Annotated in this window: 22 protein-coding genes; 11 read left to right on the top strand and 11 right to left on the bottom strand. The window is 61.5% G+C overall.

Features of this window, described 5'->3' with window-relative positions; all coding sequences use genetic code 11:
* Positions 1-2 precede the first annotated feature (2 nt).
* The 4 genes from B0D78_RS09785 to B0D78_RS09770 form a co-directional block, all read right to left on the bottom strand.
* Complete coding sequence (locus tag B0D78_RS09785; protein WP_078016784.1) at positions 3-1,298, bottom strand: TRAP transporter large permease; 1,296 nt, start codon at positions 1,296-1,298, stop codon at positions 3-5.
* Between the two features lie 2 nt (positions 1,299-1,300).
* Positions 1,301-1,861 carry a TRAP transporter small permease gene (locus tag B0D78_RS09780; protein WP_158606299.1) on the bottom strand — a complete coding sequence of 187 codons (561 nt, stop codon included), beginning with the start codon at positions 1,859-1,861 and terminating at the stop codon, positions 1,301-1,303.
* Positions 1,862-1,973: 112 nt separating this feature from the next.
* The gene (locus B0D78_RS09775; RefSeq protein ID WP_078016782.1) at positions 1,974-2,999 is read right to left on the bottom strand and encodes a TRAP transporter substrate-binding protein; all 1,026 of its coding nucleotides are present in this window, start codon (positions 2,997-2,999) and stop codon (positions 1,974-1,976) included.
* Between the two features lie 59 nt (positions 3,000-3,058).
* Complete coding sequence (locus B0D78_RS09770; RefSeq protein ID WP_078016796.1) at positions 3,059-3,739, bottom strand: RraA family protein; 681 nt, start codon at positions 3,737-3,739, stop codon at positions 3,059-3,061.
* A 343-nt stretch (positions 3,740-4,082) separates the two neighbouring features.
* On the opposite strand from B0D78_RS09770, the gene B0D78_RS09765 reads away from it, so the two are divergent.
* Positions 4,083-5,021, top strand: coding sequence for a LysR family transcriptional regulator (locus B0D78_RS09765; protein ID WP_078016781.1), 939 nt, complete (start codon positions 4,083-4,085; stop codon positions 5,019-5,021).
* Between the two features lie 290 nt (positions 5,022-5,311).
* On the opposite strand, the gene B0D78_RS09760 is transcribed toward B0D78_RS09765, so the two are convergent.
* From B0D78_RS09760 to B0D78_RS09745, 4 genes are read right to left on the bottom strand one after another with little or no spacing between them, the layout of a single operon-like run.
* A complete protein-coding gene (locus tag B0D78_RS09760; protein ID WP_078016780.1) occupies positions 5,312-6,070 on the bottom strand; it encodes an SIR2 family NAD-dependent protein deacylase in 759 nt (252 codons plus the stop codon).
* 42 nt (positions 6,071-6,112) lie between these two features.
* Positions 6,113-6,427, bottom strand: coding sequence for a TfoX/Sxy family protein (locus B0D78_RS09755; RefSeq protein ID WP_078016779.1), 315 nt, complete (start codon positions 6,425-6,427; stop codon positions 6,113-6,115).
* A 10-nt stretch (positions 6,428-6,437) separates the two neighbouring features.
* On the bottom strand, positions 6,438-6,746 hold the full coding sequence (locus B0D78_RS09750; protein ID WP_078016795.1) for a GIY-YIG nuclease family protein: 309 nt from the start codon (positions 6,744-6,746) through the stop codon (positions 6,438-6,440).
* 5 nt (positions 6,747-6,751) lie between these two features.
* A complete protein-coding gene (locus B0D78_RS09745; protein WP_078016778.1) occupies positions 6,752-7,984 on the bottom strand; it encodes an MFS transporter in 1,233 nt (410 codons plus the stop codon).
* 205 nt (positions 7,985-8,189) lie between these two features.
* Here B0D78_RS09745 and B0D78_RS09740 point away from each other — a divergent pair, with 205 nt between their 5' ends.
* The 3 genes from B0D78_RS09740 (at position 8,190) to B0D78_RS09730 (ending at position 12,279) form a co-directional block, all read left to right on the top strand.
* Entirely contained in the window at positions 8,190-8,732 is a 543-nt protein-coding gene (locus B0D78_RS09740; RefSeq protein ID WP_078016777.1) for a deoxycytidylate deaminase, read from the top strand.
* A complete protein-coding gene (locus B0D78_RS09735) occupies positions 8,723-10,507 on the top strand; it encodes an MBL fold metallo-hydrolase RNA specificity domain-containing protein (RefSeq protein WP_078016776.1) in 1,785 nt (594 codons plus the stop codon). Before B0D78_RS09740 ends, B0D78_RS09735 begins: the two co-directional genes overlap by 10 nt.
* Before the next feature lie 101 nt (positions 10,508-10,608).
* Positions 10,609-12,279, top strand: a complete 1,671-nt coding sequence (locus tag B0D78_RS09730) for a bifunctional metallophosphatase/5'-nucleotidase (RefSeq protein ID WP_168170091.1) — start codon at positions 10,609-10,611, stop codon at positions 12,277-12,279.
* Between the two features lie 223 nt (positions 12,280-12,502).
* Here the strand turns inward: B0D78_RS09730 and B0D78_RS09725 are convergent, their stop codons facing one another.
* Together B0D78_RS09725 and B0D78_RS09720 are read right to left on the bottom strand one after the other, a co-directional pair.
* Complete coding sequence (locus B0D78_RS09725) at positions 12,503-13,627, bottom strand: NAD(P)H-dependent flavin oxidoreductase (RefSeq protein WP_078016774.1); 1,125 nt, start codon at positions 13,625-13,627, stop codon at positions 12,503-12,505.
* Positions 13,628-13,808: 181 nt separating this feature from the next.
* Positions 13,809-14,933 carry an efflux RND transporter periplasmic adaptor subunit gene (locus B0D78_RS09720; protein WP_078016773.1) on the bottom strand — a complete coding sequence of 375 codons (1,125 nt, stop codon included), beginning with the start codon at positions 14,931-14,933 and terminating at the stop codon, positions 13,809-13,811.
* Positions 14,934-15,133: 200 nt separating this feature from the next.
* On the opposite strand from B0D78_RS09720, the gene B0D78_RS09710 reads away from it, so the two are divergent.
* The 5 genes from B0D78_RS09710 to B0D78_RS09690 all read left to right on the top strand — a co-directional run bounded on the left by B0D78_RS09710 (position 15,134) and on the right by B0D78_RS09690 (position 17,745).
* Positions 15,134-15,517, top strand: a complete 384-nt coding sequence (locus B0D78_RS09710) for an ArsR/SmtB family transcription factor (RefSeq protein ID WP_078016771.1) — start codon at positions 15,134-15,136, stop codon at positions 15,515-15,517.
* Between the two features lie 32 nt (positions 15,518-15,549).
* Complete coding sequence (gene ybaK, locus B0D78_RS09705; RefSeq protein ID WP_078016770.1) at positions 15,550-16,206, top strand: Cys-tRNA(Pro) deacylase; 657 nt, start codon at positions 15,550-15,552, stop codon at positions 16,204-16,206.
* Positions 16,200-16,496, top strand: coding sequence for a DUF1294 domain-containing protein (locus B0D78_RS09700; protein WP_078016769.1), 297 nt, complete (start codon positions 16,200-16,202; stop codon positions 16,494-16,496). The genes ybaK and B0D78_RS09700 overlap by 7 nt, the downstream gene beginning before the upstream one ends.
* Positions 16,497-16,505: 9 nt before the next feature.
* Complete coding sequence (locus B0D78_RS09695) at positions 16,506-16,928, top strand: acyl-CoA thioesterase (protein ID WP_078016768.1); 423 nt, start codon at positions 16,506-16,508, stop codon at positions 16,926-16,928.
* 67 nt (positions 16,929-16,995) lie between these two features.
* On the top strand, positions 16,996-17,745 hold the full coding sequence (locus B0D78_RS09690) for a gamma-glutamyl-gamma-aminobutyrate hydrolase family protein (RefSeq protein WP_168170090.1): 750 nt from the start codon (positions 16,996-16,998) through the stop codon (positions 17,743-17,745).
* A 392-nt stretch (positions 17,746-18,137) separates the two neighbouring features.
* Here the strand turns inward: B0D78_RS09690 and B0D78_RS09685 are convergent, their stop codons facing one another.
* Positions 18,138-18,812, bottom strand: a complete 675-nt coding sequence (locus tag B0D78_RS09685; protein ID WP_078016766.1) for a Crp/Fnr family transcriptional regulator — start codon at positions 18,810-18,812, stop codon at positions 18,138-18,140.
* A gap of 128 nt (positions 18,813-18,940) precedes the next feature.
* Here B0D78_RS09685 and B0D78_RS09680 point away from each other — a divergent pair, with 128 nt between their 5' ends.
* Together B0D78_RS09680 and B0D78_RS09675 are read left to right on the top strand one after the other, a co-directional pair.
* On the top strand, positions 18,941-19,717 hold the full coding sequence (locus B0D78_RS09680) for an ATP-binding protein (RefSeq protein WP_078016765.1): 777 nt from the start codon (positions 18,941-18,943) through the stop codon (positions 19,715-19,717).
* A 249-nt stretch (positions 19,718-19,966) separates the two neighbouring features.
* Complete coding sequence (locus tag B0D78_RS09675) at positions 19,967-20,494, top strand: sigma-70 family RNA polymerase sigma factor (RefSeq protein WP_078016764.1); 528 nt, start codon at positions 19,967-19,969, stop codon at positions 20,492-20,494.
* Positions 20,495-20,875 lie beyond the last annotated feature (381 nt).

The raw sequence follows: 20,875 nt of genomic DNA, 5'->3' as shown, positions 1-20,875 counted from the left end.
TTTTAACGAATCATGCCGAAGAATTTCGGCAGTACCAGACTGATCCAGGGCACATAGAGAATGATCAGCGTCGCGGCGATCATCGAGAGAATGAACCATTTGCCTTTGCGCGCGATAGAGATCATGTCGATGCCCGTCATCGACTGAGCGACGAACAGGTCCATGGCCACCGGCGGCGTCACCAGGCCGACGCAGAGCGCCAGTACCATGAAGATGCCGAAGTGCACGGGATTGACGCCGATCTCCTGGACGACTGCCAGTAAAATGGGCGAAATCAGCAGCATCGAAGGAGTCGTTTCCAGGAACATGCCGACGATGAGCAGCAGGATCAGGATCATGAACAGGATCACGTAAGGGTTGGACGAAATCGAGATGAAGAACGCCGTGATCCTGGCAGGGATCTTCATATAAGCGAAAATCGAGCTCAGCGCGCCGGCGGGGGCGAACGTGAACAGCATCGCGCCGATGAAGCTGGTGTTCTTCTTGTACATCTCCCAGATGTTGCGCCACGTCAGCTCCCTGTAAATGAAACGGCCGACGATGATCCCGTAGGAGCAGCCGACAACGGAGGCTTCCGTCGGCGTGACAACGCCGGAATAGATGCCGCCGAGGATGATTACCGGCATCAAAAGAGCCCATTTGGCGTCCCAAAAAGTCTTAGCTATTTCCTTGCCGCTGAGGCGGTGATTCTTGCCCACCCAGCCGTATTTCCTGCAGGTGAAGTAGTTCACCGTCATCAGCAGACCGCCGACGACCATCGCGGGCAGAAAACCGCCCATGAACAGAGCGCCGATCGAGACGTTGTTGGTGACACCGTACACGACCATCGGCGTGCTTGGCGGCACGATCATGCCAAGACTGCCGGCCACGGCGATCAGCGCCGTCGCGTAGGTGCGGTTATAGCCTTCCTGAGCCATTGCGGGCAGCATGATTGAGCCGATCGCCGCTACTGTGGCGATCGCCGAACCGGAAACTGCGCCAAAGAACATGCAGGCGATGATCGATACCATACCGAGGCTGCCGGTGACGTTACCGATCGCCGAGTTGGCCGCCTTGACGATGCGGCGCGAGATCCCGCCGCCTTCCATGATCGTGCCGGCGATCATGAAGAAGGGTAGCGACAGCAGCGTGAAGTTGTCCAGCCCCGAGTAAAGGGACTGAGCGATAAACGTCAGCTTGGTGATCGGCGCGAAGCGGATCAGCGCCAGCATCGCGCAGGCGATGGAAACGCCGATGGGCACGCCGAGAAAAAGGAGCGCGAACATCACTCCGAAAAGGATGGCAACGCTGTTCTCCATGGTTATTTGCCTCCTCCGTCGTTTTCAGCGGTTTCCTCGTCAAGATTCGCGTCGAAGATGGAGCGGCTGGTTGTCACTTTCACGTCGTCGTCGCTCGACGTGGCGATGCGCCAGCAATCCTGGATCAGGCGCAGCGTCATCAACGCGAAGCAGAACGGCAGCACAGCATAGATCACCGATTTGGGCATACGCAGCAGGATCGTAGCGCTGTTGCGCCTCGCGAAGTTGGCGATGATCTTCATCAGCGGTGGGATCATGTAGAGGCAGAAGCCCATCGTCACCAGATCGGTGAAGATCAGTAAGGCCTTTTTCGCCTTGCCGTGTAGGCTGTTGAGGAAGCCGTCAATACGCAGATGCTTGCCCTTCAACACGCCGCCGCAGGCGCCCAGGTACGACAGCCAGATGAAGAAGACGGTGCACAGCTCTTCCGTCCAGCTGAACGAATAGTTGAACAGATAACGCGTGATCACCTGCAGCGTCAGCAGGATTGTCATCGCTGCGAAGAGCGTGGCACCGATATAGACTTCGAATTCGTTCAGGAATCTCAGAACGCTTTTTTTCAAGAGAAGCGCCTCCTTTAACTGCAAAACATTGTAAGCCGTATCACAAAACTGTTTTTCAAAAACAAGCGGCCGCGCGAAAGATGTGCGGCCGCTTGCAGGAAGCTGTGGCAAACTATTTGCCGAGGCGGGCCTTGATGGTCTCGATCTCTTTGACGATCGCGTTCCAGGCTTCGTCGCCCATTTCTTGGCGGACCATGTCGCGCACGGGCTGAGCGGCATCCTCAAACGCCTTCATCTGCTCGGGAGTGAGCTGGTTGAAGGTCATCACTTTTTTCAGCTCGCTCAAGCAGGCGTCCTCGAATTTCTGGTTGTCCTCGGCCACCTTCTGAGCGGCAGCGCAGGCCTTGTCGAACGCATCGCGCAGATCTTCGGGCAGCCCCTGATAAGCTTCCTCCGCGATGCACATGACCGCCAGCGTGTAGGCGTTGCGCGTCTCGGACAGATACTTCTGGACCTCGTACAGCTTGGAGTTGTAGATGTTCACGAAAGGTCCGTCGGAACCGTCGATCAGCCCCTGCTGCGAAGCGGTGTACAGCTCGCTGTAAGAAACCTGAATAGTAGGCGCGCCGAAGGTCTCGAACGTCTTGATCGTGTAACGATCGGAGAGCACGCGCATCTTCAGCCCTTTGAGATCCTCGGGCTTCGTGATCGGGCGAACATTGTTGATGATGTTGCGGAAGCCCAGCCAGCCGTAGAAAACGACGCGGGTATCGGTATCGGCCAGAACCTTGTCTTTGATCTTCTGGCCTTCGGGGCCGTAGAGGAACTCCTGAAGGACCTTTTCGTCGGTGAACAGGTAGGGCGTGTTCACGGGCAGGAACGCGTTGGTGTACTCGCCCCAGCTGCCGGCCACAAGGTTGAACATCTCGAACGACCCCATTTGAGCGCCGCCGACCACTTCGGAAGGCGTCTTGCCCAGCTGGCTGTGGGGGAATACCTCGACCTTGAGGCGTCCGTTGCTGAGTTTGTCGCATTGCTCGACGAGCGTCGTGATGCCCAGACCGAAGGAGCTGTTTTTCAAGTCGTTTTCGCTGATGTTCGTGTTCATGCGAAGTACGACCGGATCGGCGCCCCATGCGGCGGAAACGAACAGGGCCAGACAGACGGCGGAAAGGAACGATCTGCGGAAGTTCATCATTTTCAAATACCCTCTTTTCTATAGATTAAAGTGCTGCGTTGCTGTCGGAGCAGAAAAAACTACTCGACAATCTCGCAGCCGATTTCCTTCAACTTGACGTCGACCCAGGGACGGTCGAATTTGCCTGTCTTCTTGATGTTCTCGATCCACACAGCCTCTTTTTCCGACGTGGCGCGAGCCTTAGCGGCCAGCTCCTCGGCTTCTTCGGGGTGGATGAAGAGCGCGCCGTCGCCGTCGCCGATCACGATGTCGCCGGGACGGACGACGATACCGCCAAAGGAGATCGTCGTGCCGATCTCGCCGGGGCCGTTCTTGTAGGGACCGTTCGGCGTTGCGCCGCGGGCGTAGATGGGCATGTCCATGGCAGCCAGCTCGTCGCGGTCGCGCACACTGCCGTCGACCATCAGGCCGGCAACGCCGCGCGTCTTGCAGTACTGCGCCATGATCTCGCCGAAGATGGAACGGCTGACGTCGCCGCCGGCGTCAATAACGATAACGTCGCCCGGCTGCGCCAGATCCATGGCCTTGTGGAACATCAGATTGTCGCCTTCGGCAACCTTGACGGTGAAAGCCACGCCCAACAGAGGCACGCTGTTCAACGGGCAGATCTCGGGACGCACGGCCGCCGTGCGGTTCATGCAGTCGTCGATGTTTGCCACGGGTAGGCCGCGGAACTTCTCGACCAATTCTTTGGGAGGACGGGGAAAGTTCATCACGATTTTGCAGCCAATGTTAGCCATGTAAACCACCTCAGAGAAAAAATTTTGAAACATCGCGACTTCCTGCCGCGGAAACGCTCGAAGAAAATTTGTCACACTAAAGCGTTGATTTTCGAAAACTCAATTTAACCAAATTTATTCATTACGGGTTATAATTTTGGACTACGAAAAACCTTCCGCCTGACGCGCCCGCGCCTTTGTATCGGCGTTCAAAAGGAGCTATGTCAACAATCGTAGCGGCTATTTAGTTAGTAATATTTATTGTCGACGAGGCTATCATATAAGAAATTCAAACGTTTGTCTAATTCATCTTGTTATATAATAGTCATGCCTATTTCGGAATACTTATGCGGAGGCGACAAATATGAACAATTACGATTATTTTCTGGCGATCGCCGAAACGGGAAACATCTCCCGCGCGGCGGAAAAACTGTACATCTCGCAGCCGTCGCTGAGCAAATACCTGCGCCGCTTGGAAAATGAGCTGGGGATTGAGCTGTTCGACCGCTCTTCCTATCCACTGAAGCTGACTGAAGCCGGCGAACTGTATCGAAGTTACGTCAGGGAAGAGATTCTGCGCGGCAAGAATCTGCGCCGCAGCTTTGCCAACCTCAAGGCTCCCGACCGCGGAGAAGTTCGCGTCGGCCTCACGCCGTGGCGTTCGGCCAGTCTGCTGCCGGAGATCCTGAGCGTGTTCTGGCGCGCTTGGCCCAACATTCGCGTCAGTCTGGAGGAGGGGCCCCACCAGCACCTTGCTTCGCTGATCGAGCACGACCGCGTCGATTTCGCGCTGACGCACCTGCCCAACCAGTACCAAGGCTTCACCTGTACGCACGAATTCCTTATGACCGACGCTGCCGTGTTCGCCGTCAGCCGCAGCAATCCCATTCTCGCCGCGCTGCCGGACGAAAAAGGTATTTCGCACATCAGCGAGGAACAGTTCACGCTGTTCCAGAACGAACCTTTTGTGGTGTTTCAGGAAAGCCAGAACATTTACGAAATGCTCTACTCCTTCCTCGAAAACGCCGGCGTGCTGCCCGGCGTACGGCTTGTCACGCCCAACATCCACACGGCGATGAACTTCGTGCGTCAGAATCAGGGCGTCGGCTTTGCCACGACGAGCTACGCCGAAGCTTGCGAAGATGAGAACCTGCGCTTCTTCTTCGTCGACAGCGAGCCAATGAAATGGGATGTCGTCGCTACCTACAAAAAAAGCCGTCCTCTCAGCTCGCAGGCCCGGCTCCTGGTGGACTGTATCCGCGCATGCTGTCTGGAGAAGTTCGGCGGCCGCGCGCGGGCATGAGTTCGCTCGCTTTTCGATGCAAAAAACATTTCCCCGTATCACGCCAAGCTGTGATGTGATTGCGGCACAAGCGCATCATATGATTCTCGGGCTTTGAGCCGAAACACTTTTTCTGCCGGGTATTCTCCATTTGTATGTTTTTGTTATACGAAAGCCCTCCTGACGCAGTTTTTTATTCTACGACAGGAGGGCTTTTTGTTATTGTCTCCATTGTGGGGGATACAGTCTACAAGCTGAGATCTTCGGGACGGTTTTTCTGTGATGAAATAAAATGCAACCGCGCGGGACATTCACCGCAGCGTTGCCAATTCGGCCTCGACGGCGCGGAAGAAAGCGTCGAGGTCGGCGTCGACGCGCAGGGTGATGCGCGACGGCGGCAGATAGTCGGCGGACACTTCGCCGCGGTTGACGACCACGATTTTGCCGCGGCAGAGCTGGGGCAGGAACGCCGCCGGCACGACGTTGAGCGACGAGCCGAGCACGAAGAGCAGCTCGGCGCGCGAGCAGAGCCGCTCGCATTCCGTCAGGTATTTGACGCTTTCTCCGAAAAAGACGATGTCGGGCTTGATCACGCCGCCGCAATGGCAGATCGGCACGTCGGCCGTCTCGAGCATTCGGTTGACGGCGTCGTAGCCGTAATATTCGCCGCATTTGGTACAGTGGGCGCGGCGGATCGTGCCGTGGATCTGGTAGACTGCTTTCGACCCGGCGGCTTCGTGCAGGCCGTCGAAGTTCTGCGTGACGATGCCGCTCAACCGGCCCTCGGCCTCGAGGCGGGCGAGGAATTTGTGCGTGAAGGTCGGCTCGATGTGCGCCAGCATGCGCTCGCATTCGCGGTGAAAACGATAATAATACGACGGATCGCGTTCGAAGTAGTTGATGTCGAAGAGTTTGTCGGCTTCCACGTCGGCGCGCCGGTAAATGCCCTGCGGCCCGCGGAAGTCGGGGATCCCCGCCGCGGTGGACAGCCCGGCGCCGCTGACGGCGGCCGTGTCGCGGGAATCATGGATTATTTGGGCGCACTGGCGCGCCTGTTCCTGTAACGTCATGACAACACCTCCCAGTGATGTTCCAAAACGGAAGCGGAGCGGTTATTTCTTTTCCCCGGCGGCCGGCAGCGCGTCGTACGTCGCTTCGATGAGCTTTCTGAGGAATTCCCGGTCGCTGACGTCGCGTACCATGAGCATCGGCTTCCCGCCCTCGTAGGGAAGTTCGAAGGCCGCGTCGGGCATCAGTGAGATGGCCGCCGCGACGGGCTTGACGAGGAAACGGTCGTCGTAAACGCCGCCGATGACTTTGTCCCGATAATAGAGGACGTATTCTCCCATCATCGGCCGGAAAGCGACTTCCGGCAGTTCCGAGAGTCGTTCCATGATCAAAGACAAAAACTCTTTGCTTGACGCCATGAGCCCCTCCCTAATTTCGTCTGGGCCGTTTTTCCTTCGGAACGGAGACGCGCTTCCCGCCGGACGGGAAGGAAACGCCCGCCGCCAGCGCCAGTTTTTCTTCTCGCGTCAGGCGCTTGACGCGCGCTTCGGCGCTCATGGCCGCGCCTTTGTCCGGCCACTGCCAGAGGGCGATCATGCGCACGGGGCGGCGCGAGCGCGTATATTTGGCGCCGCGTCCGGCGTTGTGGGCGGCCAGGCGCTTTTGGGGATCGACGGTGGAGCCGCTGTACAGCGTGCCGTCGGCGCAGCGGAGGATGTAATTGTAATAATTCGGCATTTTTTTCACTGCGCGGCGACGCGGGCGCGTCCCTTGTCCACGTCCACGCCGGCGAGGATCGCCATGCCGGCGATGAAGTTCAGCGCGATCACGCCCACGGCCAGCCGCAGCGAACCCGTCGCTTGGGCGACGAAGCCGCACAGCGCCGGGCCGACGATGCCGGCGAACTTGCTGGAGACGTTGTAGAGGCCGAAGAAGTGACCGCTGCGCCCGGCGGGCAGCATCGAGGCGTAGATCGAACGGCTGATGGCCTGCGAGCCGCCCTGCACCATGCCGACGGCGACGGCCATCAGCCAGAAATGCCAGTCCTGCGTGATGAACATCGCTCCGACGGCGACAATCGTATACCACGCAAGCGCGATCATGACGGCGCGCTTGCTGCCGGATTTTTCCGCCAGACGGGCGAAGACGAGCGCGAAAGGCACGCCCACGAACTGCGTCGCCAGCATGGCGCCGACGAGATGGTTCTGCGAGATCCCCAGTCCGGCGCCGAACACGGCGGCCATGCGGACGATCGTGCCGATGCCGTCGTTGTAGAGCCAGAACGAGACCATGAAACGCAGCGCCTCGGGGTACTGCTTCAGTTCCGTCCAGCTGTGCGCCAGCGCGCGCAGCGTTTGCCTCAGCCCCGAGGGCGCGTTGTTGGCCGCCGGCGGCTCGGGCACCCACGCCGTGAGCACGGCCGCGGCGGCGCTCCACCAGAGCGCGACCGACAGGAACGACATCTTCACGCCCGGCTTGCCGAAGCGGGCGATCAGGATCATGTCGAGGGCCAGCAGCACGCCGCCGCCGAGGTAGCCGACGCCGTAGCCGAGCGTGGAAACGCGGTCCATCGTGCCCGGCGGCGCGACGAACGTGAGCAGCGCGTCGTAACACACCGACGCCACCGAGAGGCCGACCGTGCCCAGCACCATGCAGGAGAGCGAGTAAAGCCACGTCCCTTGCCCCGAGAAGGCCAGCGCGGCCGAGGCGGCGATGCCGAGCGCGGCGAAGGCCAGCAGGAATTTTTTCTTCAGCGGGCGGCCGTCGACGTACGTGCCCACGACGGGCGTGAGCAGGGCCGAAAGGAGCAGCGCGACCGACGAAGCGTAGCCCCACGACGACAGCGCCCACGATCCGCCGCCGGCGACGACGTTCTGGTAGTAGACGGGCAGCACCACGGCCATGACGACGGTGGCGAAGGCGCAGTGTCCGGTGTCGTAGAGGCACCAGGCGAAGACGGAACGGTTTGCGAACATGCGATTTTCACCTCAAAAATTTGCGGCGAAGGAACGGCTCCGGAAAACTGCGTTCCGGCGCGGAAATTTCTTCGCGCTGTCAATTCCCGCTCAACTGCTTTATAATAAACCATAGCGCCGGACAGTTCAAACGATAAAAATCCGGCGCGGAAAAGTTTTTCGCGAAATTTTTTCGCGGTCTTTCGCAAAGGAGCGATCATTGGAAATGTCTTATCAGCGTCCCGACTGGGAAAGTTACTTCATGACTCTCGCGCTGGTCGCCGCGACGAGGAGCACCTGCCTGCGCCGCCAGGTCGGCGCCGTGATCGTCAGGGACGGGCAGATCATCAGCACGGGGTACAACGGCGCTCCCAAGGGCACGCCGCACTGCTTCGAGACGGGATGTCTGCGCACCAAACTGGGCATCCCCTCAGGAGAACGGCACGAGATCTGCCGCGGCTCGCACGCCGAGCTGAACGCCATCGCCCAGGCGGCGTCGGTCGGCGTTTCCACGGCCGGAGCCTCGCTGTACTGCACCCATTCGCCCTGTTCCTTCTGCACCAAAGCGATCATCAACGCCGGCATCCGCCGCGTCGTCTATCTTTATTCCTATCCCGACGAACTGGCGGAGAATCTGCGCCGCGAAGCGGGACTTACCGCCGAACACTTTCCGCCCGAACGCCTCGGCTGCATCAACGACTGCCTCGACCGGGCGCGCTTCAGCCTCGGCGACCGAAACGCCACGAAGGAGGGCTGCTCATGCTGCTGAAATTCTGCGGCGCCGCCAAAGAAGTGACCGGTTCCAATTATCTGCTCGAAGCCGGAGGGCATCGTCTGCTCATCGACTGCGGCATGCATCAGGGCGAGCGGGAAGAAGCCAACGACGATCCGTTCCCCTACGCCGCCGGTTCGATCGACGCGGTGCTGCTGACGCACGCGCACATCGACCACTCAGGCCGCATCCCCAAGCTGGTCAAGGAGGGCTTCCGCGGCAAAATTTACGCGACGCTGCCGACCATCGAACTGACCGAGATCCTCTGGGACGACTCGGTGCGCCTCATGCGCGAAGACGCCGAATGGCAGAGCGCCAAGAACGCCCGCCGCGGCCTGCCGCCCGCGGAACCGATCTACGGGCAGGAAGAAGCCGACGCCGCCAAGAAACTTTTCGCGCCCGTCAATTACGACTCGCGCCTCGAAATCCTCCCCGGCGTGTCGGTCCGCTTCCGCGACGCCGGACACATCCTTGGCAGCGCCATTTTGGAAATCCTCATCGAGGAAGAAGGGCGTATCGTGCGCCTTGTCTTCTCCGGCGACCTCGGCCCCATGCAGACCGTGATGGGACGCGCGCCGGCGGAGATCACCGACGCGGATTACGTCGTCATCGAGTCCACCTACGGCAACCGCGAGCACAAGGACAACCGGCAGACCCGCGAAGAATTTCAGACGCTGATGAAGGACATCTTCGCCAAAAAGAAAGGCAAAGTGTTCATCCCTACCTTCGTGGTCGACCGAGCCCAGCGCATCATGTACGAGCTGGAGCTGCTGCGCGGGCAGGGCGTGGGCGGCGGCATGCCGGTGTTCTTCGATTCGCCGATGGGCGTCAAAGTCAGCAAACTCTACGAGAGCCATCTCGACCTGCTGTCGCAGGAGATCCAGGCTTACCGCCGCGACGGCGGCAATCCCTTCTCCAGCGAGGACATCCGCTACGTCTCCACGCGCGAGGAGTCGCAGGCCGTCAATAACCTCGGCTTCGGCGTGGTCATGGCCGGCAGCGGCATGTGCAACGGCGGGCGCATCGTCCATCATCTCAAGAACGGCATCTGGAACCCCGACAACCACGTCGTCTTCGTGGGCTACCAGGCGCACGGCACGCTGGGACGCCGCATCGTCGACCGCGCCAAGACCGTGCGCATCGCCGGCGAAGTCGTCAACGTCAACGCGCAGATCCACACCATCGGCGGCTTCTCGGCCCATGCCGACCGCACCGACCTGCTCGGCTGGGCCGAACGCTTCCGTCCCACCATGCCGAAGTTCTTCGTCACCCACGGCGAAGCCGAAGCCGCGCAAAGTCTGGCCGAGGCCCTGAAAACGCGTGGCTTCGAGGCGCTGGTGCCCGAGCTCGATCAGGAAGTGGCGCTCGTGCCCCGCGAAGCCGGCCAGAAGCTCAGCGAGGCGATCGCCGACGCCAAGGCCGCGCCGCTTCCCGAGAAGATCGCCGAGACCGAGACGCCCGCCGATCCCGGCGGCGCGGCCGTCGCCGAGGAAAAAGGCGCGCCCGTTGCGAAAGTCGAAACGGCGCCCTCAGTCTCCGTTGCGGAGAAAACGCTGACGAAGGAGCAGAAGAAGACGGCCGAGAAAAAGGCGCGCCGCGCCAATCGCCGCGCCGTGAAAGCCCTCGAAAACATCAGCGACCAGATGCGCGAGATCTACGAAAAGGCCGGCAGCGGCGAGATCGCGGCCGAATCTCAGCCCCTGCTCGACGCCGTCGCCGTGCTGCTCGACTCGATCATCGCCCAGTCCGGCAAGGACGCGGCGAGAAATTAGAAAATTGCGTTGTCATCTGCTATAATCTGAACGAAATTTCAAACAGGGCGCGGCGGGGCTTCGCCTGAAAAAATCTCTGGTGGGGGAAAGGAATGGATACGATGGAAAAGTCACGGAAGTATTTGTTCGGCGGTTTAGCGGCGCTGACGGCCGCCTTCGTGCTGTTGCTTGTGGCCGGACGCGGCCAGGACGTCAAGGTCAAGGCGGAGCCGCGGGACGCCGTCGTGCTTTACACGAACGACATCCATTGCGGCATCGACGGTTACGCGAAGCTGGCGGCCTATCGCCGGCAGATGATCGAGGCCGGTTACGAGACGGCCGTCGTCGACGCCGGCGACTTCATTCAGGGCGAGATGGCCGGTTCGCTGACCAAGGGCGCCGACATCGTTGCGCTGATGAACGCCGTTCCCTACGATCTGGCGGTGCCGGGCAATCATGAATTCGACTACGGCACGGCGAACTTCCTCGCGCTCGTGCAGAAGTTGGCCGCGTTCCCCGTGCTGAGCGCCAACTTCGAGGACCTGCGCACGCACAAGCCGGTGCTGCCGCCCTGCAAGATCCTGACGCTGGGCGGTCGCCAGGTCGCCTTCGTCGGCGTCTGCACGCCTTCGACCTATACCTCGTCGACGCCCAGATACTTCGAAGACGAAAACGGCCGGCAGATCTACGGCTTCGGCGAAAAGGACTTCGTCGCCAAAGTCCAGGCGGCCGTGGATCGCGCGCGCAAAGAGGGCGCCGAGATCGTGATCCTGCTGGCGCACCTTGGCATCAACGGCATCAACGAAGGCTGGCGCTCCATCGACGTGATCGCCCGGACCCGCGGCATCGACGCCGTGATCGACGGTCATTCCCACGAGGCTTTCGCCGGCGAAGTCTACAAGAATGCCGACGGCAAGGACGTGCGTTACAGCCAGACGGGCAGCAAGTTCATGTTCTTCGGCAAGATGACGTTGGCCAAAGACGGCTCCATCCGCACCGAGCTGCTTCATCCCGGCGACGTCGACGAGAAAAAGAGCGAGGCGTCGCAGAAAGCGTACGCCGACGTGCAGTCCCTGATCGACCGGTGTCACGAAAAAGTGGCCTATCTGAACGAAAAGCTCGGCGTCGCCGAAGTGCCGCTGGCGATCGACGACCCCCGCACCGGCACGCGCCGCGTGCGCCTGGGCGAGTGCAGCATGGGCGATTTCGTGGCCGACGCCTACCGCGCCGTGCTCGGCGCCCAGATCGCCGTCGTCAACGGCGGCGGCGTGCGCGCTTCCGTCGACGGCCCCGACGTGACCCGCCTCGGCCTGATGAACGTCAATCCCTGGAACAATCCGACCTGCGTCGTCGAGATGCCGGGACAGACCCTGCTCGACCTGCTCGAGTTCAGCTGCCGCCATCTGCCCGATGAGGAGAACGGCGGATTTCTGCAGGTTTCCGGCTTGAGTTTCGAGGTCGAGCCGTCCCTGAAGAGCCCCGTCAAAATTGACGACAAGGGCGTCTTCGCGGGCGTCGACGAGACGGTGCCGCGCCGCGTGCGCAACGTGCGCGTGGGCGGCGGGCCGCTGCGCCCCGAGGCGGCCTACACCGTGGCCAGTTCGAAATACGTGCTGCTCGAAGGCGGCGACGGCAACGGCGCGCTTGCGGGCGTCAAAGTCCTGAAGGCCGAGGGCCTGCCCACCGACGCCGAGTGCCTGGTCAAATATTTTACCGAGGATCTGCATGGCAAGGTGAAGATGGAGAAGTACGGCAATCCGCTTGGCAGCGGCCGGATCACGATCGTCGAATAGCCGGCGCGGCGTGCCGGGGCACTGCTCGCTGGAACAAAACGACAGGAACGAAAATAAAAAGAGCGCGAACGACCGGATCTCATTCCGGTCGTCCGCGCTCTTTCCGTTTGAGACATCTGCCGCTGTTTCTTGATTGAAAGGCCGAACGCAAGGGCGCTGTTCGCGAGATCGTCCTCAGCGACCGGACTCCCTCGGGGCGCCGGGCGCTCACGGTTGAGCCGTTCTATCGAGAATCAGGGGCAGTATCCTGGCGGCAGCTTTTGTTTCCCCGCTCATCGCCGCCGAAGAGATCGCTGAAGATCTCTCTCACGGTCTGGATCTTGTTGACGCGCCACACGTTGGTGCCGCAGAAGAAGAGCCCTTCCTCCCAGTTGCCCTGGAGCGCCTGGATCAGGGCGCGGGCGATGCAGAACGTCTTGTGCGTGGCGCGGTAGACGCAGTGCGCCAGGCAGTTTGCGATGCAGGGGTCCTGGCGGTCCTCGTGACGGAGATAGCGCTCCACCATCGGGCTGCGCAGCGCCCGGCCGGGCAGCCCGCAGGGGCTGTTGATCAGCACCACGTCCTCGGGCTTGGCGTCGACGTAAGCCTGTTTGAAGACGTCGGAGGCGTCGCCCTCGGCGCTGGCGGCAAAGCGCGTGCCCATCTGCACGCCGCTGGCGCCCAGTTCGAAAGCGTGCAGCATCTCGGTGCGGTCGAAGATGCCGCCCGCGGCGATGACGGGAATGTTGAGCTTGATCTCTTTCAGCCAGTTCACGAGCTGCGGGATCACCGTCTCGAGCGAAAGCTCCTTGTTGTCGACCTGTTCGATCTTGGCGGCGCCCAGATGCCCGCCCGCGGCGTTGGGCGTTTCCACGACGAAGGCGTCGGGCGTGCGCCCGTAGTTCTTCACCCAGCGCCGCACGATGATCGAGGCGGCCTTGAGGCTGCTGACGATCGGTACGAGCGCCACGTTGGGGAAATCCTTGGTCAGCTCGGGCAGCTTGAGGGGCAGCCCGGCGCCGGAGATGATGATGTCGATGCCGGCTTCGCAGACGGCGCGCACCTGCTGCTCGTAATCCTGAAGCGCGCACATGCAGTTGGCGGCGAGGATGCCGCCTTTCGCCTTTTCGCGGGCCTTGGCGACGAAATCCTTGAGGGCTTCCACGTTCTTCTTGAAAAAATTGTCCACGTTGCAGGTCATGGTCGCCATGCCGATGCCGACGGTGGCCAACGTGCCGATGCCGCCTTCGGCCGCGACGGCGCCGCTGAGGCTGGGCCCCGAAATGAGGACGCCCATGCCGCCCTGGATGATGGGGAAGCGCGGCGTGTACCGGCCGATCTTCAAAGTTGGCAGTTTATCGAGAACCATACTTTTCTCCTTTCTCCGCGAAGAGGGGCGCGCGGAGTTCCATATGCCGTGCGAGACGGTTTTATAAATATAGGGCCTTTTGGCAGATTGTGCAAGCTCTTTCGTGTCGTTTCCCGCCGTGGCGGAGAAAAAAGTGCCCCCGCGCGGCGCGGGGGAGGAAAAACGTTCCGTGGACGGCCGCTCAGTCGACGACGCGGACTTTTCGCCCTTCGCGCAGGCCGCGCGCGCCGACGGTGACGATCTGATCGCCGGGCGCGAGTTCGCCGGTGATCTGGATGCGGCTGCCGCGAAAATCGCCCAGCGTCACGGGAATGCGGGCGATGTTGCCGCCGCGCCCGCAGCGCCAGACCCATGTGCGCCCCGACACGTCGCCCACGACCGCCTCGAGCGGAACGTAGAAGTTCGGATCGCCCGTTTCCCCGCCGATCAGGCTGGCCGTGACGTTCACCGCCATGCCCGGCAGGATGCGGGCGCTCTTCGGCTGCGGCATGGTGACGGTGACCGGATAAGTCTGCGTGCGCGGGTCGGACTGCGCGCCCACTTCCTTGAAGGCGACGCGGAACGACTGCCCGGGCAGTTCGTCGAGCGTGGCTTCCAGGTCGAGGCTGACTTTTTCGGAAAGGCGGAACATCCTGTTTTTTTCGTCGGCGACGGCGATGTTGGCGATGTCTTCTTCGGAGACGCGGATCACGATCTCGACCGTGTCGAGGTTCTGCAGGCTGGCTACGGGCTGCTTGGCCTGCACGTCCTGAAAGTTTTCCGCCATGCGGGCCACGATCACGCCGCCAAACGGGGCGCGCAGCTCCGTGTCGGCGAGCGCGTCCTGCGCGGCGGCGACGCTCGCTTCCGCCGTTTTCAGCGCCGAACGCGCCACGTCCAGCGCCGTCTTGTAACGATCGTACTGGGCCTGAGAGACGGACTGTTTTTTGTAAAGTTCGTCGTAGCGCCTGAAGTTGTTCAGCGCTTCGCCGTAGCGCGCCTGCGTTTGAGAAAGCCGGCTTTGGGCGTCGCTGAGGCGCGTGCGGAAGTCGCGCGGGTCGATGCGGCCGATCAGATCGCCCTTCGCGACGCGCGAGCCCATCTCGACGGGAAACTCCATCAGCGGCCCCGGCACGCGGAACGACAGGTTCACGCGCTGCGAGCCCTGGACGGTGCCGTAATAATGGCGCTGGGGATGCGAGCGGGCCGAGCCGAGAAACAGCGTCTTCACGGGAAGCGGCGGCTCCTCCGCGGCGGTCGGAGCGGCAAGGAGACTCAGCGCGGCGATCGCCGCAAACGTTTTGATGAAGGGCGTCCTCGTTTTCATGGTGAAGAAACTCCTCTTCCGTAGAAATGTCGATACGGCTAAGTCTAGCACGACCGGCAGCGCTTGTGAAGGGCCGCCGCTCCGCGTCCCGAAAACGGGGGGATCCGTCCGGACGGTCGCGCCGGGAACGCCGTTCCCTTTTGACAAAGCGGCGTTCTTGCCATACCATTGTGCCGTGAGCGAAGAGGGGGGGAAGCTGCGTGGCCTTTGACGATGACGAACGAGTGACTGCCGGCCCGTCCGCGGTCCGTGAGCGGGCGGTCGAAGCGGTGCGCCGGGCGCTGCCCGACGAAGAGAAGCTGCGGAAACTGGCGGAATTCTTCAAAATTTTCGGCGACCCGACGCGGATGCGCATCCTCTGCGCGCTGAAAGCGTCGGAACTGTGCGTTTACGACCTGACCCGCCTGATGGGCGTCTCTCAGCCGGCGGTCTCGCATCAGCTGGGGCTGCTGCGCGCGGCTCATGCGGTACGGGCGCGGCGCGAGGGCAAGACGGTTTATTACTCGCTCGACGACGAGCACGTCAGCGCGCTGCTCCGCGTCGGCCTCGAACACATCGGCCATCGTTTCTCCGGCGGCCGCTGACCGCGATCGCTCTTTATGAAGAAGGGAATACGATGCGCCGACACGAAGACATTGCCAGAGTGACGCCCTGTTCCTGCGGCTTTTCTCCTGAAGGGGCGAACGCGTCGTTTCATCGGGCGGGGGAGTTCCCGTGCGCCGCGGGATGGTGTATGATGGGGCGCGAGGTGATCGAAGTGGCGAAAACGCCGAAGACGAACGCCGTCCGCGAGGCGGAGCGGCTGCGCATCTCCGTGCTCGTGATCGAGTACGAAGCCGACGAGAGCGACCTCAGCGCCGCTCACGCCGCGGCCAGCTGCGGGGTGCCGCTGGAACGCATCTACAAGACGCTGGTGCTGCGGGGCGACGGGCGCGCCAAAGAGCTGCTCGCGGCCGTGATCCCCGGCGCGATGGAGCTGGATCTGAAAAAGCTGGCGGCGCTGTCGGGATACGATAAAGTGGAGTTGATCCACGTGAAGGAGCTTTTCGGGCTGACGGGCTATGTCCGCGGCGGCTGCTCGCCGTTGGGCATGAAAAAAAAGCTGCCCACGTTCCTCGACGAGTCGGCGCTGCGGCACGAACGCATCGCCGTCAGCGCGGGACGGCGCGGCCTGCAGATGGAACTTGATCCCCGCGATTTACAGAGAGCCGCCGGCGCGACGATCGGCGCGATCTCGCGCGAAGCGGCGAAAGAAGAGGAGAAAACATGGTGAAATGGGTTGTACTGGCGTTTCTGGCTGTCATGAACCTGGGCGCGTTCGCGGCCTACGGCATCGACAAGAAGATCGCCGAGCGCAACGGCCTGCGCGACGACGACGCGGACGCGCGCCGCATCAGCGAAAAAGCCCTGTTCCTGTGGGCGTTGTGCGGCGGCTCGCTGGGCGCGCTGCTGGGCATGAAAGTCTGGCGGCACAAGACCAAGCACTGGCACTTCGTGTGGGGCGTTCCCGCGGTCCTGATCGCCCAGCTGGCGCTGGGCGTGTGGCTGATCTGGAAATTCTAGGAGCCCGCCATGGAAGCCAAAGGTGAAAAACGGTCTTACACGTTTCGCGTGCGTTACGCCGAGACCGACCAGATGGGCATCGCCCATCACAGCAACTATTTCGTCTGGTTCGAGGCGGGGCGCTCCGATTACTGCCGCGACCTCGGCGTGCCCTATCCCGAATGGGAGCGGCACGGCGTTTTTCTGCCGGTCGTCGAGGCGCGCTGCCGCTACAAATCGCCGCTGCGCTACGACGAGCTGGCGACGCTGGAAGTCTTTCCCGTCGAGTGCGGCGCCGCGGCCATGACCTTCGGCTATCATCTGCGCCACGCCGACGGGCGGCTGGCCGCCGAGGGCTGGACGAAGCACGCCTTCGCCGATGCCGAGGGCAGGCTGATCCGCGGCGGGAACGAGTTCATCGAGCGGCTGAAGAGCGCGATCTTTTCCGCCTGAGGGGCGAAAAGCCGCGCGCAAAAATTTATATATTGTAAGACGACAGACACAACAGGGGGAATCCGAAGTGGCGGAAAGAACGCTCATTGCGGTCGCGTGCAATCTTGATTGTCCGGGGACGACGCCCATCGTCGGCGTGTACAATTCCTACACGGGAGCGCTGACGGAGGCGGGCGGCGCGCCGTTCGTCGTGCCGGACTCGACGGACGAGGCGCTGCTGGCGCAGTATCTGGACATGGCCGGCGGGCTTTTCGTGCCCGGCGGCATCGACGTCTGGCCGATGCTGTACGGTCAGGGGCCGGACGCCAAGCTGGGGCGGCTCGATCCCGGGCTCGACCTCTATCAGATCGCGCTGATCAAGCTGGCCCGCGCGCGGCGGATGCCGGTTTTCGGCGTGTGCCGCGGCGTTCAGATCATGAACGTGGCCCTCGGCGGCACGCTGATCCAGCACCTCGGCAACGACCCGGTCAGATTCGGCCACCAGCAGAACATGCCCGGCTGCTGGCCCAGCCACGAGGCGACGGCCGAAAAAGGCTCGCTGGTTGGCGCTCTTTTCGGCGAAAAATTTTCCGTCAACAGCTTCCATCATCAAGCGCTGGACGCCCTCGCGCCGGGATTCAGGGCCACCGCCTGGGCGCCCGACGGCGTGATCGAAGCGTTCGAGGCGGAGGACGGCTCGTTCTGCATGGGCGTGCAGTGGCACCCCGAGCGCATGATCCACGATTTCCCCGCCGACCTGAACCTCTTCCGGCGCTTCGTGGAGGAGGCGGCCAAATACCGCGCCGTCCGCCGCCGGGCGAATGGGAACGAAAACTGATCGGAAACAGATCGAAAACAAGAAGCGGCCGGAAGCCGATGAAAACTGACTCATCGGCTTCCGGCCGCTTTCGTTGTTCCACGTGGAACATTTACGATCGGTGAGTATCTCGCGCGATCTTTTGATACTAATTCTTGATAGAAAATATTAACATAGTTTCCGGGGCGCTGCGGAGGAGTTCAGTCGCTCGGGACTCCCTCGACCGCTGCGCGGTCTGCGCAGCCCGCTTCGTGAATCTCCTCCGCAGCGCCTCTGTATTCGGCATTTTAATTGAGAAATAGTATGACGTGCAGTCGAGCGTTCTCCTGGGAATTGGCCTCGCGAAGTATTTTTTTTTCGCTTTTCTTTGCGACTCCGCGTCCCCGCGGCGGCTTTCGTTTTGCCTCAGCTTATCATTCCTCCGCGATCTCGAAGCGCTTTTTGAGCTCGAAGGAATTTTTGCGGAAGGCGATCAGCCCTTCCTTCTGCATCCTCGACAGCTCCGCCGAGAGCGCGCTGCGGTCCGCCGCCAGATAGTCGGCCAGCCCCTGCCGGTCGAGCGGGATGCGGAAACTTCGCGCTTCCGCTTCCTGCGCGCAGTACGACAGGTAAGTCAGGATCTTGTCGCGGAGCGTGCGTCGCGAGATCACGGCGAGGCGCTGCAGCAACAGCAGATTTTTCCGCGCCAGGATGTGCATGAGATTGTCGAGGATCTGCCGCCCCTCGCGGTCGGGCGCGCCTCCCTCCAGCAATCTGGCCGGATCGCCGAAGAGCGCGCGGGATTTTTCCGCGGCGACGACGCCGACGGGCATTTCCGCGACGCCGGCGCAGGAGAACGCTTCGGCGAAAAGATCGCCGGGGGCCAGCGCTGCGACCACGGTGCGCACGCCCCAATAGTCTTCCTTCACGATCAGAGCGGCTCCCGACAGCAGGATGCCGAGCCCGCGCGGCGCTTCCCCCTGAAGCAGGATGGTCTGATCCCTTTCGTATTCCGCCTGGCGCGGCGACAGAGCCGCCACGGCGCGTTCCAGACGGTCCGCGGCGATCCCGGCGAACAGCGGACACTGAGCGAGCGCTTCGTAGTTCATCTTCGTCACCTCTTTGTTGTAAAAACAACAGACATCGTTGCCTCATCATAGTACACTGAGCGCACGATGTCAAAAGACGAGCGCCCGTTTTCGGACGGCGCGCGACGAATGGATCCGGGGGGATTTTCATGAGGAGAAAAATCGTCAAGATCGACCGCGACAAGTGCAATGGCTGCGGCGCGTGCGCCGGCGCCTGCCAGGAGGGCGCCATCCGGATGATCGGCGGCAAGGCGGCGGTGGTCCGCGAAGATTACTGCGACGGGCTGGGGAACTGCCTGCCGCATTGCCCGACGGGCGCCATCGCCATCGAAGAGCGAGAGGCCGTTCCCTTCGACGAGGCCGCGGTCAGGGCCGCTCAGGAAGCTCAGGCCGCGAAAAATGCCGAGCCCGCACGCGGCGGCTGTCCCGGCTCGACCGCGCGCGCCATCCTTCGGCCGCTGCCCGGCGGGGCCCCGCACATGTGCCCCGGCTCGATGACGCGCGCCGTTCAACGCGCCGCGGCGGAAGCGCCCGAAGCGGCGGGCGTTCCGGCCGACCTGCGCAGCCGCCTCGGCCAGTGGCCCGTGCAGATCAAGCTGGCGCCCGTCAGCGCGCCTTTTTTCAAGGACGCTTCGCTGCTGATCGCCGCCGACTGCACGGCGTACGCTTACGGCGCCTTTCATCGCGATTTCATCAAAAACCGCGTCGTGCTGATCGGCTGCCCCAAGCTCGACGAGGGCGACTACCGCGAGAAGCTGACCGAGATCATCAAAAACAACGAGATCAAGAGCGTGACGATCGTACGCATGGAAGTGCCCTGCTGCGGCGGCCTCGAAAAGGCCGCCCGCGCCGCGCTGATGGACAGCGGCAAGTTCATCCCCTGGCAGGTCGTGACCATCGGCGTGGACGGCCGCGTGATCGAATAGCTTTTTCGCCGAAAAAAATATCGCCGCAAAGCAAAGACGGCAGAGACGCCTGAACGAATCAGCGCGACTCTGCCGTCGCGTTTTTTGCCGTGGAGCGCTTCATGATGACGATAAGTAAACTGTCCTTTTTGACTTTCGTGAAGTCTGGTTGTATATTTGTCGCGATTTAAGCACTCTTTTTGATAAAGTCGGAGAAGGCTCCTTCTTCCGACGCTCAAGACCTCACAAGAGGAGAAAGGATCACAGTCAGTGGAATGCGAACGATGCGCTGCGAGCAAAGAGCAGCTGAACGAAATCGCCCTGCGTTTTCTGCCGCTGGCGAGAAAAATTGCCTGGCAGTATACAGGCCGCGGCGCCGAATACGAAGATCTGGTGCAGGAGGGCATGATCGCGCTTTTCGAGCTGGTGCGGCGCTACGACGAGGAACGACCGGCCCAGCGGCTGAGCCTGTTCATCTGGTACCGCCTGCGCGGCCGGGTGCGCGACGCCGCCGCGAGGCTGCGCCGGGATGGCGCCCACGATTCGCTGGAGCAGAAATTCGAGGACGACGGTTTCGACGTCCCTTGTGAAGAGGGCGGCTACGCCGTCTTCGAACTGCTCGAAAGCCTGCCGCCCCCCGAGCGCGAGCTGGCGCGCGGTCTGGCTTCCGGCCTGACGCAGAAGGAACTGGCCCGCCGCTGCGCCGTCAGCCAGCAAGCGCGTGAGCCGCCTGCGCGACAAGGTGCGGCGCGCTCTGGCAAGCTGAAAATAAAGAGACGGAACGCCGGCTTTCGATAGGTCTGATTATGAAAAAAATCGAGGCTGGCTTTGAGTTTTCATATATTGGTAAATTTTCAGAGTAAATGCAACCTCGTCAAAGTAAATGCGACGGGGTTGCATTTACTTTGACAGGACAAAAGCAGCAAGCAGTCATTACGAACACATAATAACGATCAAGATTGCGCTAACGGAACAAATTCAAGGGGATGAAAAGCTGTTACGAGGAAATTGTCCGAAAAAAGTGCATACAAAAGTGATCCTCAACTGAAAGCAAAATTTTCAGTTCAGAGTTAATGCAATCAAGAAATTAAAAAGGAGCCGTTATTTACCGGCGAGAAGAGTCCGCTTTAAACAGATATCCTGTGGCGGAATAAGTTCGAGTCCGAGTAAATGCAATAC

It is taken from the genome of Pyramidobacter sp. C12-8, from assembly GCF_002007215.1.
In the GTDB taxonomy this organism is placed as follows: Bacteria; Synergistota; Synergistia; order Synergistales; family Dethiosulfovibrionaceae; genus Pyramidobacter.
Note: the sequence above shows the minus strand (reverse complement) of the source record. Positions and strands in the feature narration are given on the sequence as shown.

Excerpts from the sequence above, each read along its gene's own strand:
- B0D78_RS09745 (WP_078016778.1), bottom strand. The coding sequence starts at position 7,984 with ATGTTCGCAAACCGTTCCGTCTTCGCCTGGTGCCTCTACGACACCGGA.
- B0D78_RS09740 (WP_078016777.1), top strand. The coding sequence starts at position 8,190 with ATGTCTTATCAGCGTCCCGACTGGGAAAGTTACTTCATGACTCTCGCG.
- B0D78_RS09730 (WP_168170091.1), top strand. The coding sequence starts at position 10,609 with ATGGAAAAGTCACGGAAGTATTTGTTCGGCGGTTTAGCGGCGCTGACG.
- B0D78_RS09720 (WP_078016773.1), bottom strand. The coding sequence starts at position 14,933 with ATGAAAACGAGGACGCCCTTCATCAAAACGTTTGCGGCGATCGCCGCG.
- B0D78_RS09735 (WP_078016776.1), top strand. The coding sequence starts at position 8,723 with ATGCTGCTGAAATTCTGCGGCGCCGCCAAAGAAGTGACCGGTTCCAAT.
- B0D78_RS09755 (WP_078016779.1), bottom strand. The coding sequence starts at position 6,427 with ATGGCGTCAAGCAAAGAGTTTTTGTCTTTGATCATGGAACGACTCTCG.
- B0D78_RS09770 (WP_078016796.1), bottom strand. The coding sequence starts at position 3,739 with ATGGCTAACATTGGCTGCAAAATCGTGATGAACTTTCCCCGTCCTCCC.
- B0D78_RS09680 (WP_078016765.1), top strand. The coding sequence starts at position 18,941 with ATGAGGAGAAAAATCGTCAAGATCGACCGCGACAAGTGCAATGGCTGC.
- B0D78_RS09760 (WP_078016780.1), bottom strand. The coding sequence starts at position 6,070 with ATGACGTTACAGGAACAGGCGCGCCAGTGCGCCCAAATAATCCATGAT.
- B0D78_RS09775 (WP_078016782.1), bottom strand. The coding sequence starts at position 2,999 with ATGATGAACTTCCGCAGATCGTTCCTTTCCGCCGTCTGTCTGGCCCTG.
- B0D78_RS09695 (WP_078016768.1), top strand. The coding sequence starts at position 16,506 with ATGGAAGCCAAAGGTGAAAAACGGTCTTACACGTTTCGCGTGCGTTAC.
- B0D78_RS09785 (WP_078016784.1), bottom strand. The coding sequence starts at position 1,298 with ATGGAGAACAGCGTTGCCATCCTTTTCGGAGTGATGTTCGCGCTCCTT.
- B0D78_RS09725 (WP_078016774.1), bottom strand. The coding sequence starts at position 13,627 with ATGGTTCTCGATAAACTGCCAACTTTGAAGATCGGCCGGTACACGCCG.
- ybaK (WP_078016770.1), top strand. The coding sequence starts at position 15,550 with ATGCGCCGACACGAAGACATTGCCAGAGTGACGCCCTGTTCCTGCGGC.
- B0D78_RS09750 (WP_078016795.1), bottom strand. The coding sequence starts at position 6,746 with ATGCCGAATTATTACAATTACATCCTCCGCTGCGCCGACGGCACGCTG.
- B0D78_RS09765 (WP_078016781.1), top strand. The coding sequence starts at position 4,083 with ATGAACAATTACGATTATTTTCTGGCGATCGCCGAAACGGGAAACATC.
- B0D78_RS09700 (WP_078016769.1), top strand. The coding sequence starts at position 16,200 with ATGGTGAAATGGGTTGTACTGGCGTTTCTGGCTGTCATGAACCTGGGC.
- B0D78_RS09685 (WP_078016766.1), bottom strand. The coding sequence starts at position 18,812 with ATGAACTACGAAGCGCTCGCTCAGTGTCCGCTGTTCGCCGGGATCGCC.